General features: G+C 69.2%; 13 protein-coding genes. 6 read left to right on the top strand and 7 right to left on the bottom strand.

The window, feature by feature from the left end; all coding sequences use genetic code 11:
• Positions 1-85: 85 nt before the first annotated feature.
• Entirely contained in the window at positions 86-733 is a 648-nt protein-coding gene (locus JEQ17_RS38230) for a vitamin K epoxide reductase family protein (RefSeq protein WP_200399507.1), read from the bottom strand.
• Positions 734-872: 139 nt separating this feature from the next.
• Here JEQ17_RS38230 and JEQ17_RS38225 point away from each other — a divergent pair, with 139 nt between their 5' ends.
• The 4 genes from JEQ17_RS38225 to JEQ17_RS38210 are packed head-to-tail and all read left to right on the top strand — an operon-like array spanning position 873 to position 4,424.
• Positions 873-1,739, top strand: a complete 867-nt coding sequence (locus JEQ17_RS38225; RefSeq protein WP_200399506.1) for an ABC transporter ATP-binding protein — start codon at positions 873-875, stop codon at positions 1,737-1,739.
• A complete protein-coding gene (locus JEQ17_RS38220) occupies positions 1,736-2,575 on the top strand; it encodes an ABC transporter permease (protein ID WP_200399505.1) in 840 nt (279 codons plus the stop codon). The genes JEQ17_RS38225 and JEQ17_RS38220 overlap by 4 nt, the downstream gene beginning before the upstream one ends.
• Positions 2,533-3,804 carry a sensor histidine kinase gene (locus tag JEQ17_RS38215; protein ID WP_200399504.1) on the top strand — a complete coding sequence of 424 codons (1,272 nt, stop codon included), beginning with the start codon at positions 2,533-2,535 and terminating at the stop codon, positions 3,802-3,804. Before JEQ17_RS38220 ends, JEQ17_RS38215 begins: the two co-directional genes overlap by 43 nt.
• Positions 3,801-4,424, top strand: coding sequence for a response regulator (locus JEQ17_RS38210; protein WP_200399503.1), 624 nt, complete (start codon positions 3,801-3,803; stop codon positions 4,422-4,424). Before JEQ17_RS38215 ends, JEQ17_RS38210 begins: the two co-directional genes overlap by 4 nt.
• Positions 4,425-4,643: 219 nt before the next feature.
• Here the strand turns inward: JEQ17_RS38210 and hisS are convergent, their stop codons facing one another.
• Together hisS and JEQ17_RS38200 are read right to left on the bottom strand one after the other, a co-directional pair.
• Positions 4,644-5,906 (bottom strand): histidine--tRNA ligase, encoded by a 1,263-nt coding sequence (gene hisS / locus JEQ17_RS38205; RefSeq protein WP_200399502.1) that lies wholly within the window; start codon positions 5,904-5,906, stop codon positions 4,644-4,646.
• Between the two features lie 11 nt (positions 5,907-5,917).
• The gene (locus tag JEQ17_RS38200; protein ID WP_200399501.1) at positions 5,918-6,634 is read right to left on the bottom strand and encodes an MBL fold metallo-hydrolase; all 717 of its coding nucleotides are present in this window, start codon (positions 6,632-6,634) and stop codon (positions 5,918-5,920) included.
• Between the two features lie 170 nt (positions 6,635-6,804).
• On the opposite strand from JEQ17_RS38200, the gene JEQ17_RS38195 reads away from it, so the two are divergent.
• Both JEQ17_RS38195 and JEQ17_RS38190 read left to right on the top strand, forming a co-directional pair.
• Positions 6,805-7,644, top strand: coding sequence for a peptidylprolyl isomerase (locus JEQ17_RS38195; protein WP_200399500.1), 840 nt, complete (start codon positions 6,805-6,807; stop codon positions 7,642-7,644).
• A 135-nt stretch (positions 7,645-7,779) separates the two neighbouring features.
• Complete coding sequence (locus JEQ17_RS38190) at positions 7,780-9,009, top strand: DUF349 domain-containing protein (RefSeq protein WP_200399499.1); 1,230 nt, start codon at positions 7,780-7,782, stop codon at positions 9,007-9,009.
• A gap of 69 nt (positions 9,010-9,078) precedes the next feature.
• Here the strand turns inward: JEQ17_RS38190 and JEQ17_RS38185 are convergent, their stop codons facing one another.
• The 4 genes from JEQ17_RS38185 to secD all read right to left on the bottom strand — a co-directional run bounded on the left by JEQ17_RS38185 (position 9,079) and on the right by secD (position 15,249).
• On the bottom strand, positions 9,079-11,604 hold the full coding sequence (locus JEQ17_RS38185; protein WP_200399498.1) for a RelA/SpoT family protein: 2,526 nt from the start codon (positions 11,602-11,604) through the stop codon (positions 9,079-9,081).
• Between the two features lie 219 nt (positions 11,605-11,823).
• Entirely contained in the window at positions 11,824-12,363 is a 540-nt protein-coding gene (locus tag JEQ17_RS38180) for an adenine phosphoribosyltransferase (RefSeq protein WP_200399497.1), read from the bottom strand.
• Positions 12,360-13,490, bottom strand: a complete 1,131-nt coding sequence (secF, locus tag JEQ17_RS38175; RefSeq protein ID WP_200399496.1) for a protein translocase subunit SecF — start codon at positions 13,488-13,490, stop codon at positions 12,360-12,362. Before secF ends, JEQ17_RS38180 begins: the two co-directional genes overlap by 4 nt.
• Position 13,491: 1 nt before the next feature.
• Positions 13,492-15,249 carry a protein translocase subunit SecD gene (secD, locus tag JEQ17_RS38170; protein WP_200399495.1) on the bottom strand — a complete coding sequence of 586 codons (1,758 nt, stop codon included), beginning with the start codon at positions 15,247-15,249 and terminating at the stop codon, positions 13,492-13,494.
• Positions 15,250-15,350: the final 101 nt, after the last annotated feature.

Below are 15,350 nucleotides of genomic sequence, written 5' to 3'. Positions count from 1 at the left end.
ACCCTATGTCACGCCACTGACAACGCCGTCGGCCCGGTGGAGTTCACCGGTTCCGCCGGAACGTCGTTCACCGGCGGCCGATCCGTCAGCTGGTCCAGAAGTCCCACCAGCGCGTGAGGATCAGCATGCCGATGATCCCGATGTGCATGACCGGCAGCACCCAGGCGAACTCGGCGAGGAAGCCCTTGACCCAGCCCGGCGCGGGCAGGAAGCCGTTGCGGACGTTGTGCGAGGTCACGGACCAGAACATGATGATCGTCGCGACCCAGGCCAGGGAGCACCACAGGCACAGCGAGTTGATGTTGTACAGCGACTGGTACTGCAGCCAGGTGCAGAAGCCGACGCCGAACAGCGTGCCCGCGTTGAAGGTCAGCCAGTACCAGCGCGGGAAGGTGGCACGGCCGAGCAGGCTCATGCCGACGCAGATCACGATGCCGTACGCGACGAGGCCCATCATCGGGTTCGGGAACCCGAAGGCGGAGGCCTGGTCGCTCTTCATGATGTTGCCGCAGGAGACCACCGGGTTCAGGCTGCAGCCCGGGGTGAAGTTCGGGTCCTCCAGCAGCTTGAACTTGTCGATGGTGATGACCCAGGAGGCCAGCAGTCCGGCCGCGCCCGTGATCACCAGCAGAACAGCGAGGAAACGACCGCCGCCCACGGACCGTGGGGCCTCGGCGCCTTCCTGGTCGTGGGAGTCGGTGCTGATGCCTTCCCTGACTGTCGTCTTGCTCATCACGCCGTTTCCGTAGCTTGAGGGGGCCTTCCGGGCACGGTCATTGTGCCGCACACACACGCGTGTCCACCGTTCGATGGACATAAGGAAGTACGCGCGGTGGTCCCGGAACGTTCGCTTCGGCGGGACGCTCGACGGCATGACAGCACACGCGAACGAACTCGCGGTGCACGTACGAGGACTGCGCAAGCGGTACGGGGACGTGACCGCCGTCGACGGCATCGATCTCGGGATACGGCGGGGCGAGGTCTTCGGCCTGCTCGGACCCAATGGAGCGGGCAAGAGCACCACCGTGGAGATCCTCCAGGGCAACCGTTCCAGGGACGCGGGTGACGTCTCGGTCCTGGGTTCGGATCCATCGACGGGCACGCGCGCGTGGCGCTCGCGAGTCGGCATCGTCTGGCAGGACGAATCCGCACCCGCCGAGTTGACGGTCCGGGAGACCGTGCGGCATTTCGCGCGCTACTACGCGAGGCCGCGCGACCCGGATGAGGTCATCGGCCTGGTGGGTCTTGAGGAGAAGGCGGGCAGCCGGATCAAGGCGCTGTCGGGCGGTCAGCGGCGACGGCTCGACGTGGCGCTCGGTGTGATCGGCGACCCCGAACTGCTGCTCCTGGACGAGCCCACGACCGGCTTCGACCCGGGAGCCCGCCGCCGGTTCTGGGACCTGATCCGGAAGCTGTCCGCCGAGGGCACGACGATCCTGCTGACCACGCACTACCTGGAGGAGGCGGAGGCACTCGCACACCGGCTCGCGGTGATCGCGAAGGGGCAGGTGGTGGCCGAGGGAGAACCGGCGACCCTGCGCGACCGGTACGGCACCGAGGCCACCGTCCAATGGACGGAACCCGACGGCACCCAGGGTCGCGAACACACCGGAACGCCCACGCGCACGATCGCCGGGCTGATGCGCCGCTTCGACGGAGAGATCCCGGGACTGCGGGTGAGCCGCCCCACCCTGGAGGACGTCTACCTACGGCTGACCGGGCAGGAGGCGGCACCATGACCACGACCTCCGTACGGTCCGGGGCCGCCACCGGACAGCTCCCCGCAGCCTGGGGACTGGGCCTCCATCGGGGCGCCCTGGAGATCAGACTGTTCTTCCGCCAGCGCGACCAGGCGGTGTTCACCTTCGCCTTCCCGATCGTCTTCCTGTTCCTCTTCGCGTCGATCTTCAGCGATGACGTGGCGGGCGCGGGCATCACGGCCTCGCAGCTGTACGTCCCCGCGATGATGGCCGCGGGCATCATGACCACCAGCTTCCAGTCGCTCGGTACGTCGATCGCGATCGAGCGGGACGAGAAGGTGCTGCGCCGGCTGCGCGGCACACCGATGCCCCCGGCCGCGTACTTCCTCGGGAAGATCTGGCTGGTCCTGGTCACCGGTGTCCTGGAGACGGCGGTCATGCTCGTCGTCGGTACGACGCTGTACGACGTGGAGCTGCCTTCGAGCGCCGGGAAGTGGTTCGACTTCGCATGGATCTTCGTCCTCGGTCTGACCGCGTGCGCCCTGCTGGGCATCGCGATCAGCTCGGTCCCCAGCTCCGGCAAGAGCGCCACGTCCGTGGTCGTACTCCCCTTCCTGGTCCTGCAGTTCATCTCCGGCGTGTACATCTCCGTCGGCACCATCCCCGACTGGATGCTCGACATCGGCGCGCTGTTCCCGCTGAAGTGGATGTGCCAGGGCCTGCGCGGGGTGTTCCTGCCGGAGTCGGCGCAGGTCCTCGAACAGGCGGGGAGCTGGGAGTTCGGGCGCGTGGCCCTGGTGTTGGGGGCCTGGTGCGTCGGAGGATTGCTGCTGTGCCTGCTGACCTTCCGCTGGAAGAGCGAGCGCGACCGGTGAGCGCCGCGGTGGAATCGTGCGACGCGTCAGGGGCAGGGCCCGCGGGACCGAACGTCTGGGAACGGACCTTCCGGCTCTGGGATCCGTACTTCGCGGTGGTGTGGGCGGCCACAGTGGTGTTCGTGCTGGGCGCGGCGGATCCGGGACGACCGGTGCGACTGGTCACCATCGGCCTGCTCGCGCTCCTCGTTCCCTGGTACGTGCTGGTGGGACGGCCGGTCCTGCTGGCCGAGGGCCGGGACGAGCGGCGGTCCCTCGGCTATGTCGCCGGGGCGGTCCTCCTCTTCCTGCCGCCCGGCATCATGGTCGGCGAGACCCGGGTGCTGACCTTCGCCCTCATCCCGCAGTGCTTCATGGCGCTGCGGATGCGCTGGGCGATGGCGGCCGTGCTCGTCATCAACGTCGTGCCGGTGGTGGGCTGGTCGCTGCTCTGGCGGCCGGGACCGCGGATCCTCTTCGTCAACTCCGTCTCCGCGGTGGTCAGTGTCGTCTTCTCGGCGGCCATCGGCAGCTGGATCATCCGTGTCATCGAGCAGAGCCGGGAACGGGCCGATCTCATCGCCGAGTTGGACGCCAGCCGCCATGAACTGTCCAGGCTCTCGGCAGCACATGGCGCGCTGGCCGAGCGCGAACGCCTCTCCCGGGAGATCCACGACACGCTCGCGCAGGGCTTCACCAGTCTGCTGATGCTGACTCAGGCGGTCGAGGCCGAGCTGGACCGCTCCGACGTGGCACAGGCCCGCCGCCATCTGGCCCTGATGGACGAGACCGCGCGGCAGAGTCTCGCCGAGGCTCGGGCCCTCGTCGCCGGTGGCACGCCCGCCGACCTCGACGGCGCCTCACTGCCGGACGCGCTGCGCCGGCTCGCCGCGCGCCACGGGGCGTCGGTGACCGTCTCCGGCCCCGTCCGCGCGCTGCCCGCCGGGCCGGAGGTCGTGGTCCTCCGTTCCTGCCAGGAGGCACTCGCCAACGCCCGCAAACACGCGGGGAGTTCGGCTCCGGTCAGTGTCGCGCTCACGTACGCCGACGCGGCGCTCACCGTGTCCGTACGCGACGAGGGGTGCGGCTTCGACCCGATGGCACCGGCCCCTGGCTACGGGCTCGCTGGGCTGCGCGCACGGGCCGCCGAGGTGGGCGGGACCGCCCGGGTGCACAGCGCCCCCGGCGACGGCACGACGATCACCGTCCGGCTGCCGGTACCACCCACACCCGAAAGGAGTACCCCGTGATCCGGATCGTCCTCGCCGACGATCATCCCGTCGTACGCGAGGGCCTGCGCGCGATGCTCAGCGCCGAGCCCGACCTCGAAGTCGTCGCCGACGCCTCCAGCGGGCCGCAGGCCGAGGCCCTCGCCGCCGAGTTGCGGCCCGACATCGTCCTCATGGATCTGCGGATGCCCGGTGGCGGGGGTGTCGACTCGATCCTCCGGATGACGGAGGCGGGGCTGCCGTGCCGCGTCATCGTGCTCACCACGTACGACACCGACCGGGACATCCTGCGGGCCGTCGAGGCCGGGGCCGCGGGCTATCTCCTCAAGGATCTGCCGCGTGGGGCGTTGGCGGACGCGGTACGGGCCGCCGCGCGGGGCGAGACCGTGTTGGCACCGGCCGTTGCCGCCCGGCTGGTCGACCGGCTCCGTACGCAGTCGGAGCGGCCGCGGTTGTCCGGGCGGGAGGTTGCCGTTCTGCGGCTGGTCGCGGACGGCTGTACGAACTCGGAGATCGGGCGTCGGCTCTTCATCGGCGAGTCGACGGTGAAGACGCATCTGCTGCGAGCGTTCGGCAAACTGGGGGTGACCGACCGCACGGCGGCGGTGACGTACGCGATGCGATTCGGTCTCCTCGACTGAGGATCTCTCGCCCCCGCCGCCCCTACCCATTCCCGTCCCTTTCGGGGGCCGGCCCCCGAACCCCCGCTCCTCAAACGCCGGAGGGGCTGATTTTCAGCCCGTCCGGCGTTTGAGGACGAGCGCGTCAGCGCGATACGGGGGTCTGGGGGCGGAGCCCCCAGGGACGGGACGGGTAGGGGCGGCGGGGGCGAGGAAACGCAAGCCCCAGCCCGTCGCCGCTCAGCTCAGCCGGGATTCCAGTTCCGCCACGATCTCGTTCACGCCGAAGGCGACCTGCTCGCCGGACTCCATGTCCTTGAGCTGGACGACGCCTTCGGCGAGGTCACGCTCACCGGCGACGACGGTGTAGCGGGCGCCACTACGGTTGGCGTTCTTCATGGCCCCCTTGAGCCCCTTGCCACCGTAGGAGAAGTCGGCCGCGACCCCGTTCCTGCGCAACTCGGTCACCACCCGGAACAGCACCCGCCGAGCCTCGTCCCCGAGCGGCACCGCGAACACACTGGTGGACGCGGGCAGTTCGAGGGACACACCCTCGGCCTCCAGCGCGAGGACCGTACGGTCGACCCCGAGGGCCCACCCGACGGACGGCAGCGCAGGGCCGCCGATCATCTCGGACAGGCCGTCATAGCGACCGCCGCCACCGACCGCGGACTGCGAACCGAGACCGTCGTGCACGAACTCGAAGGTGGTGCGGGTGTAGTAGTCCAGCCCGCGGACCAGCTTCGGATCGTCCTCGAAGGAGACACCGGCGGCCGTGATCAGCTCGCGCACCTCCTCGTGGTACGCCTTGCACGAGTCGCAGAGATAGTCCCGCAGCAGCGGGGCGCCCACCAGCTGCTTCTGGACGTCGTCCCGCTTGTCGTCGAGAACCCGCAACGGGTTGATCTCGGCCCGCCGGAGCGTCTCCTCGTCCAGGTTCAGCCCCCGCAGGAAGTCCTGGAGCGCGGCCCGGTAGACGGGCCGGCACTCCTGGTCGCCCAGCGAGTTGAGGAGGATCCGGAAGTTCCGCAGCCCGAGCGAGCGGTACGCCTGGTCGGCCAGGATGATCAACTCGGCGTCCAGCGCCGGGTCCTCGGCCCCGATCGCCTCGGCGCCGACCTGCGAGAAGTGGCGGTAACGGCCCTTCTGGGGGCGCTCGTAGCGGTAGTACGAGCCGGAGTACCAGAGCTTGACGGGGAGGTTGCCCACCTTGTGCAGGTTGGCTTCGAGGGCGGCGCGCAGCACGGAGGCCGTGCCCTCGGGGCGCAGCGCCAGCTGGTCACCGCCCTTGGTCTCGAAGGCGTACATCTCCTTGGTCACGATGTCGGTGGACTCACCGACCCCGCGCGCGAAGAGTTCGACGTTCTCGAATCCGGGCGTCTCGATGTATCCGTAACCGGAGTTCCGCAGGGGCGCGGCGATCGCCTCGCGCACCGCGAGGAACGTCGCGCTGTCCGGCGGAATCAGGTCGTACGTGCCCTTGGGGGCCTTGAAGGTGCTCACGGGAAGTCTCGTCACATTCCTCGTCGAGGAGCGGAGGTCGGGTCCGCTCCCGGGCCGGCCGCCGCCACCTGCCGCAAGTACGGGTTGGTGGCGCGCTCCTGGCCGATGGTCGTCTGGGGGCCGTGGCCGGACAGCACCACGGTCGAGTCGTCGAGCGGCAGGCACACACGGGCCAGCGAGTCGAGGATCTCGGTGTGGGAGCCGCCGGGCAGGTCGGTGCGTCCGATGGAGCCGGCGAAGAGCAGATCCCCGGAGAAGAACACGGACGGGATCTCCGTGTTCTCGGGCATCCGGAACGTCACCGACCCCTTCGTATGGCCGGGCGCGTGCGCGACGGAGAAGTCGAGACCGGCCAGCTTCAGCGCGGCGCCGTCCGTCAGCTCCTTCACGTCGTCCGGCTCCCCGATGGTCAGCTCGCCCATCAGCGGCATCCCGATGGAACGGCCGAGCGCCCGCTCCGGGTCGCTCATCATGTACCGGTCCTCGGGGTGGATCCACGCCGGTACGTCGTGCGCTCCGCACACCGGGACGACCGAGGCGACATGGTCGATGTGGCCATGGGTGAGGACGACCGCGACGGGCTTGAGCCGATGCTTCTTCAGCGCTTCCTCGACTCCCTGGGCGGCCTGATGGCCCGGGTCGATGATCACGCACTCCTCGCCTGCGGCGGGGGCGACCAGATAACAGTTGGTGCCCCAGGCCCCGGCGGGGAACCCGGCAATGAGCACGTTCGTCCTTCGGTATGTCGTACAGGGGAATGGCCTGGCTGTGGATCAGAGCCTACCGGCGCTGCCGGAACCACAGCGAACCCATATACGGTACGGGTCACACGCAGGCGGTCGGCTCAACAGACGCACGCGTCCCACCTGACGTACGAGACGCATGAGGAGATAACCCGGTGGTCACCCAGGAACAGCGGCGGCGTCAGCTCGCCCGGGAGAAGTTCTTGCGGCAACAGCAGCGGCGCACGTCCGCTCGGCGCAAGGCCCACGCTCGCAACGCGGTGATCGCGTCGGTCCTCGGCGTCGTCGTCGTGGGCAGCGTGGTGTCGTACGCGACCGGGGTCTTCAAGAGCGACGACAACAAGTCGGACGCGGCGGCCGAGGCCAGCCCGAGCCCCTCCGCGCCCAGCAAGGCACCGGACCCCTGCGAGAAGGCCGCGGCGGGCAAGGTGAAGTCGCTGAGCTACAAGAAGGAGCCGGCGATGACCGTCGACAAGTCGGCGGACTACACGATGAAGCTGCAGACGACCTGCGGCACGATAGACATCGACATGCCGGCCTCGAAGGCCCCGCGCACCGTGAACTCGTTCAACTTCCTGGTGGGCAAGGGCTATCTGGACCACACCAAGTGCCACCGCCTGACCACGAACGGCATCTTCGTGCTGCAGTGCGGCGACCCGCAGGGCACCGGCATGGGCGGTCCCGGCTACACGATTCCGGACGAGAACCTCAAGGACAAGCGCCTCAAGGGCGGCGTGTATCCGGCGGGCACGGTGGCGATGGCCAACCAGTACAACGCGCAGACGAAGGAAGGCCGCAACTCCGGCGGCAGCCAGTTCTTCCTCGTGTACCAGGACAGTCCGTTGCCGGCCAACTACACACCGTTCGGCACTATTTCCGAATCGGGCATGAAGGTCATGGAGAAAATCGCCAAGGCCGGCGAGAGCACTGGCCAGGGCGACGGCGCACCCAATGCGACCGTCGTGATCGACAAGGCGACCGTAACGAAATCCTGACCTCCAGCAGCGAAATTTCGGTCGCGCGGGATGCGGACAGCCGCCCCGCCGGTCGCCTATGTTGGCCGTGACGAAACTGTGGACGATGCCCGGGGGCAAAGCAGCCCCACGCAGGCATCATGTGGAGGAGGCGCTGTGAGCAGCGACCCATGGGGCCGCGTCGACGAGACGGGGACCGTGTACGTGCGTACGGCCGACGGCGAGCAGGTCGTCGGTTCCTGGCAGGCCGGTTCTCCCGACGAGGCACTGGCCTACTTCGAGCGCAAGTACGAGGGCCTGGTCGTGGAGATCGGCCTCCTCGAGCGACGAGTGAAGACCACCGACCTGTCCGCGAAGGACGCCCAGATCGCCATCGACCACATTCGCGAGCAGGTGGACGCCCACCACGCGGTCGGGGATCTGGACGCGCTGAAGGTACGGCTGGACAAGCTCGTCGAGACGGTCGAGGCACGCCGCGAGGAGCGCAAGGCCCAGCGGGCGAAGCAGTCCGACGAGGCCCGGCACTCCAAGGAGGCGCTGGTCACCGAGGCGGAGGAGCTGGCCCAGTCCGACCAGTGGCGGGCCGCCGGTGAGCGGCTGCGGGCGCTCGTGGACACCTGGAAGGGTCTGCCTCGGCTCGACCGGAAGTCCGACGACGAGCTGTGGCACCGCTTCTCGCACGCGCGCTCGGCGTTCTCCAAGCGCCGCAAGGCGCACTTCGCGTCGCTCGACGCGCAGCGCGAGGAGGCCCGCAAGACCAAGGAGAAGCTGGTCGCGGAGGCCGAGTCGCTGTCCGGCTCGACGGACTGGGGTCCGACGGCCGCCCGCTACCGCGAGCTGATGGCGGACTGGAAGGCCGCGGGCCGTGCCCAGCGCGAGCACGAGGACGATCTGTGGAACCGTTTCCGCGGTGCCCAGGACGTGTTCTTCGCGGCGCGCAGCTCGGTCTTCGCCGAGCGGGACGCGGAGCAGACGGAGAACCTGAAGCTCAAGGAGGAGCTGGCCGAGGAGGCCGAGAAGCTCCTCCCGGTGCACGACCTGAAGGCGGCGCGGGCCGCCTTCCGCTCGATCAACGAGCGGTGGGAGGCCATCGGCCATGTGCCGCGTGACGCCCGCCCGAAGGTCGAGGGCCGGATGCACACGGTGGAGCGGGCCCTCCAGGAGTCCGAGGACGCCGAGTGGCGCCGGACGAACCCGGAGGCACGCGCGCGTGCCGAGGGTCTGACCGGGCAGCTCCAGGCGGCCGTGGACAAGCTCCGGGGCCAGATCGAGTCTGCGCGGTCCTCCGGCAACAACGCGCGGGCGGACAAGCTCCAGAAGGAGCTCGACGGCCGCCAGGCGCTCCTTGAGCAGGCTCTGAAGGGTCTGCAGGAGTTCGGCGGCTGAGTTTTTCCGCTTCTACGTAGAGGGGCTTCCGTACGTGACGTACGTGAAGCCCCTCTACGTAGTGCCCGATTACGGTCTGCGCGCCGATGTCACCCGGTACACGTCGTACACGCCCTCGACTCCCCTGACCGCCTTCAGGACGTGGCCCAGGTGCTTCGGGTCGCCCATCTCGAAGGTGAAGCGGGAGGTGGCCACCCGGTCGCGGGACGTCTGGACGGCCGCCGACAGGATGTTGACGTGCTGGTCGGACAGGACCCTGGTGACGTCCGACAGGAGCCGTGAGCGGTCCAGCGCCTCCACCTGGATGGCGACCAGGAAGACCGAGGACTGGGTGGGCGCCCACTCGACCTCGAGGATGCGCTCGGGTTCGCGGGACAGCGAGTCGACGTTGACGCAGTCGGTGCGGTGGACCGATACGCCGCTGCCGCGCGTGACGAAGCCCATGATCGGGTCGCCGGGCACGGGCGTACAACAGCGGGCGAGCTTGACCCACACGTCGTCGACGCCCTTGACGACGACGCCCGGGTCGGCGTTCGACCGGCGTTTGCGGCCGCGGCCGCGGGCGGGCGGGACGCTCTCGTCGATCTCCTCGGTGGCCGCCTCCTCGCCGCCGAGCGCCTGGACGAGCTTCTGCACCACGTTCTGCGCGGCCACATGGCCCTCGCCGATCGCCGCGTACAGGGACGAGATGTCGGGGTAGCGCATCTCGTGCGCGAGCGTGACCAGCGAGTCGCCGGTGAGGATGCGCTGGATCGGCAGGTTCTGCTTGCGCATGGCGCGCGCGATGGCGTCCTTGCCCTGCTCGATCGCCTCGTCGCGGCGCTCCTTGGAGAACCAGGCCCTGATCTTGTTGCGGGCGCGCGGGGACTTCACGAAGCCCAGCCAGTCGCGGGACGGGCCCGCGCCGGCGGCCTTCGAGGTGAAGACCTCGACCAGGTCGCCGTTGTCCAGGGTGGATTCGAGCGGTACGAGGCGTCCGTTGACCCTCGCTCCTATGGTCCGGTGGCCGACCTCCGTGTGGACCGCGTACGCGAAGTCCACCGGCGTCGCCCCGGCCGGGAGCGCTATGACGTCGCCCTTCGGCGTGAAGACGAAGACCTCGTTGCGGGACAGGTCGAAGCGCAGGGACTCCAGGAACTCGCTGGGGTCCTCGGTCTCCTTCTGCCAGTCGAGCAACTGGCGCAGCCACGCCATGTCGTTGACGGCGTCCTTGTCCTTGCCGAGTCCCTTGGGCGCGTCCGTGCGCACCTTGGAGGCGCCGGCGGACGGCTCCTGCTTGTACTTCCAGTGCGCGGCGATGCCGTACTCGGCGCGGCGGTGCATGTCGAACGTACGGATCTGGAGTTCGACCGGTTTGCCGTTCGGACCGATCACCGTCGTGTGCAGCGACTGGTACATGTTGAACTTGGGCATCGCGATGTAGTCCTTGAACCGCCCCGGAACCGGGTTCCAGCGGGCGTGGACCGTGCCCAGCGCCGCATAGCAGTCGCGGACCGTGTCGACGAGGACTCGGATGCCCACCAGGTCGTAGATCTCCGCGAAGTCACGGCCGCGGACGATCATCTTCTGGTAGACGCTGTAGTAGTGCTTCGGGCGGCCGGTGACGGTCGCCTTGATGCGGGCCGCGCGCAGGTCGGACTGGACCTCGTCGGTCACTATGGCGAGGTACTCGTCGCGCTTGGGGGCGCGCTCGGCGACCAGGCGCACGATCTCGTCGTACATCTTGGGGTAGAGGATCGCGAAGGCGAGGTCCTCCAGCTCCCACTTGATGGTGTTCATGCCCAGGCGGTGCGCCAGCGGAGCGTAGATCTCCAGCGTCTCGCGGGCCTTCTTCTCCTGCTTCTCGCGCTTGAGGTAGCGCATCGTGCGCATGTTGTGCAGACGGTCGGCGAGCTTGATGACCAGGACGCGCGGGTCCTTGGCCATGGCGACGACCATCTTGCGGACGGTCTCGGCCTGCGCGGCCTCGCCGAACTTGACCTTGTCGAGCTTGGTGACGCCGTCGACGAGCAGCGCGACCTGGTCGCCGAAGTCCCGCTTGAGGGTGTCCAGGCCGTACTCGGTGTCCTCGACGGTGTCGTGCAGCAGGCCCGCCATGAGCGTGGCCGGGTCCATGCCCAGCTCGGCGAGGATCGTCGTCACGGCGAGCGGGTGCGTGATGTACGGGTCGCCGCTCTTGCGCTTCTGGCCGCGGTGCCAGCGCTCGGCGACCTGGTAGGCGCGCTCGACCTGGCGGAGCGTGGACGTCTCGATCTTCGGGTCGTTGCTGCGCACTATCCGCAGCAGGGGCTCCAGGACCGGGTTGTACGGGTTGGACCGCTGGACTCCGAGACGGGCCAGCCGGGCGCGCACGCGGTTGGAGGAGCCGCCGCCGGAGCGTGCGGGCTGGCCGGCCGTGGGACGGGCCGCGGACGCGGGTGCCTGACGCTCGGGGGCGGCCGGCTCGGGGCGTGGCCGCTCGGCCGCCTTGGCTCCGGCCGCGGGCTCGGCGGAGCCGTTCTTCGCGGGCGCGCTCGCGGGCGGTGCGGGCGTGCCTGCGGGCGCCGCGGACTTCTCGGGCTTGGCGGCGGTGAGTGGCTGGGCCTCGTCTGGCAAGAGGACTCCTCGTGCGCGATCCGGGTCCCCGGTCAGGCTCCGGAGACCCCATGGTAGCGATCCTGGGCTCCGGACTCGCCTTCGGCCGGTGAGACCGCCTTCTACGGGAGAAACGCGAGAGGCGGGCACCGGATTCCTCCGGGCCCGCCTCCGCGGTGTCCTGCAGGTGCCTCAGGGGTGTCCTGCGGGTGCCTCAGGGGTTGCTCAGGGGGGTTTTGCTCAGACCTTGAGCAGCGCCTCCAGCGGGGCGCCCTCCAGGGCCGGCTCAAGCCGGGCGCGGCCGCCCAGGAACCCGAGCTCCATGAGGACGGCGACGCCGGCGACCCGGGCACCGGCCCGCCGGATCAGCTGGAGCGAGGCCTCGGCGGTGCCGCCGGTGGCGAGGACGTCGTCGACGACCATGACGCGGTCGTCCGCGCTCAGGTCCTCAGCGTGCACCTCGATCTCGGCGGAGCCGTACTCCAGGTCGTACGTCTGGCCGAGCGTCGCTCCGGGGAGCTTGCCCGCCTTGCGTACGGGGATGAAGCCGAGCCCGGCGCGGACCGCGACGGGCGCGCCCAGGATGAAGCCGCGGGCCTCCAGGCCCACGATCTTCGTGGCGCCGCTGCGGACGCTGATCTCGGCCAGCGCGTCGGTGAGCACCGTGAACGCCGCCGGGTCGGCCAGGAGCGGGGTGATGTCCTTGAACGTCACTCCCGGCTCCGGATAGTCCTGGACGTCACGGATGCGGCTGAGCAGCAGCTCCTCGATGCCGGTCATCGGCGCTTCCCGGACGGCCGGCCGCGCCCCCTGCCACGGGACGACGGCTGGGCACGCTGGGCACGCGGTCCGACGACCGCGGGCGTCGCGTCGGCGTCTTCGTGGTCCTCGTCATAGCCGTCGTCGACGACCGGGGCCTCCAGGGACTCGCCCTTCGCGGCGGCCGCGGCGCGCTTGGCGAGCACGCGCTTGCGGAGGGCCTTCATCTGCGGCTCGCGCTCCTTGAGGTCGGCGACGAGCGGCGTGGCGATGAAGATCGAGGAGTACGCACCGGCCGCGAGGCCGACGAACAGCGACAGCGAGATGTCGTTGAGCATGCCCGCGCCGAGCACGCCGCCACCGATGAACAGCAGGCCGCCGACCGGGAGCAGCGCGACCACCGTGGTGTTGATGGAACGCACCAGGGTGCCGTTGATCGAGCGGTCCGCGATCTCGCTGTAGGTCCAGCGGGTCTGTTTGGTGATGTCCTTCGTCTGCTCCTTGAGACTGTCGAAGACGACGACCGTGTCGTAGAGCGAGTAACCGAGGATCGTCAGCAGACCGATCACCGTTCCCGGGGTGACCTCGAAGCCGACCAGGGCGTAGACACCGACCGTGATGGTGATGTCGTGGATGAGCGCCACGAGCGCGGCCACCGCCATACGCCACTCGAAGGCGATGGCCAGATAGATCACGACCAGGACCAGGAAGATCGCCAGGCCCTGCCAGGCCTTGTTGGCGACCTGATCACCCCAGCTGGGACCGACCAGGGCGGCGTTGATCTTCTCCGGGTTGACCTTCAGGTCCTTGGCGAGTTCCTGCTTGATCTGGTCGGACTTGCCGGTGTCGATGCCGGCGATCTGGATGCGCAGTGCGCCGTTGCCGAGCTTCTGGACGATCGCGTCGTGGCCGGAGGCCTCTTCCGCGTACGTCTCGGCCTGGCTCACCGAGACGCTGGTCCTCTCGGTGGTGAAGACGGCGCCGCCCTGGAACTCGATGCCCATGTTCAGGCCGCGCACCGCCAGGCCGACGATGGCCGTGATGGTGATCAGGATGGAGATGCCGTACCAGAGCTTGCGCTTGCCTACGAAGTCGTAGCCGATCTCGCCGCGGTGGAGCCGGGCGCCGAGGGTGCCGAGTTTCGACATCTCAGGCCTCCTTCGTGTCGACGGGAGCGGACACGCGACGGGTGCGGCGCAGCGGCGGCTGGACGCCCAGTCGCTTCGGGTCGAGGCCGGACCAGCTGTGGCCCTCCGCGAAGAACTTCTTGCGGGCGAGGATCGTCATCAGCGGCTTGGTGAAGAAGAAGACGACGACCACGTCGAGCAGGGTGGTCAGACCCAGTGTGAAAGCGAAGCCCTGGACCTTGCCGACCGTGACGACGAAGAGCACGGCTGCGGCGAGGAACGACACGAAGTCGGAGACCAGGATGGTGCGCCGGGCGCGCGGCCAGCCGCGCTCGACCGCGGGCCGCAGCGTACGGCCCTCGCGGATCTCGTCACGGATGCGTTCGAAGAACACGATGAACGAGTCCGCCGTGATGCCGATGGCCACGATGGCGCCGCAGACCGCCGGCAGGTTCAGGGCGAAGCCGATGGCCGGGCCGAGCAGCGACATGATCACGTAGGTCATGACCGCGGAGACCAGCAGCGAGGCGATGGCGATGAGCGACAGACCCCGGTAGTAGGCCACCAGGTAGATGATGACCAGCGCCAGACCGATGGCGCCGGCGATCAGACCGGCCTCCAGCTGCTCGCCGCCGAGCGCGGCGGTGACGGTGTCGACGCTCGCCTCCGTGAAGGTGAGCGGCAGCGCGCCGTACGACAGCATGTTGGCCAGGTCCTCGGCCTCCTGCTGCTTGAAGCTGCCGGAGATCTCCGCGCTGCCGCCGGTCAGCGCCTGGCTGACGTACGGGTCGGAGACGACCTCACCGTCGAGGACGATGGCGAACTGGTTCTGCGGGGACTGGTTCTGCGCCAGCTTGCCCGTGATGCTCGCGAACTTCTTGGCTCCCTTGGACGTGAAGTCCATGGTGACCTTCCAGCCCGCGGCACCCTGGGTGTCGAACAGGGCCGAGGCCTTGTCGACGTCCGTGCCCTCGACCTCGGCCGGGCCGAGGATGTACTTCTGCCACTGGCCCTGGGAGTTCTGACCACAGGCGACGGTCGGGTCGCTGGCCTTGGCGCCGTCACCGGCCTTCGCGCGGACCGTCTTCTTGGTGCAGTCCAGTGCGGTGTACTCCGCCTGGAGCTTGGCGGTCGCCGGGTCGGTGCTCGCGGACGGCGAGGCGGACGGGCTGGACGAGGCGGAACCGCTGCCCGACGGGGTGGGGTCGGCCTTCAGCGCGTCGGTGACCGCACGGCCCTGCGTGCTGGAAGTCGCCGAGGGCGACGCGGACGAGGTGGCCTTGTCGGTGGCCTTGTCCTTGTCTGTGTCCTTGTCCGAACCCGTGGAGGCGCTGCTGGAGGCGCTCGGCGAGGGGCTGGCCGCCGGGTCCCCACCGGAGACCTCGGTGGTCAGGACGGGACGGAAGTAGAGCTTGGCGGTGGTGCCGACCTGTTCCCGGGCCTGCTCGGAGTTGGTGCCCTTGGGGATGTTGACGATGATGTTGCTGTCGCCCTGGGTCTGCACCTCCGCCTCGGTGACGCCCAGACCGTTGACACGGCGGTTCATGATGTCGACCGCGGTGTTCATGTTGGTCGGGTTGATCGCGTTCTTCTGGCCCGGCTCGTTCTTCGCCTGGAGCGTGATGCTCGTACCGCCGGCGAGGTCGATGCCGAGGCGCGGCGTCGAGTGTCCGGAGGCGAACATGCCGCCGGTGAGCGCCACGATGGCGATCAGGATCAGGGCCAAGGTGCGCCCCGGCCTGCCCTGGGTGCCCTGTCGGCCCTTCTTAGGTGCTGCCACCTTCTCGTTCTCCCTCTTCGTCCGCCCGGTGACCGAAGTACCTGCGCGGACGGGCATGAATGGTGTCGAGATTCCGTGCGAAGCCACACGTCCCGGGGACC

It is taken from the genome of Streptomyces liliifuscus (genome assembly GCF_016598615.1).
Lineage (GTDB): Bacteria > Actinomycetota > Actinomycetes > Streptomycetales > Streptomycetaceae > Streptomyces > Streptomyces liliifuscus.
Note: the sequence above shows the minus strand (reverse complement) of the source record. Positions and strands in the feature narration are given on the sequence as shown.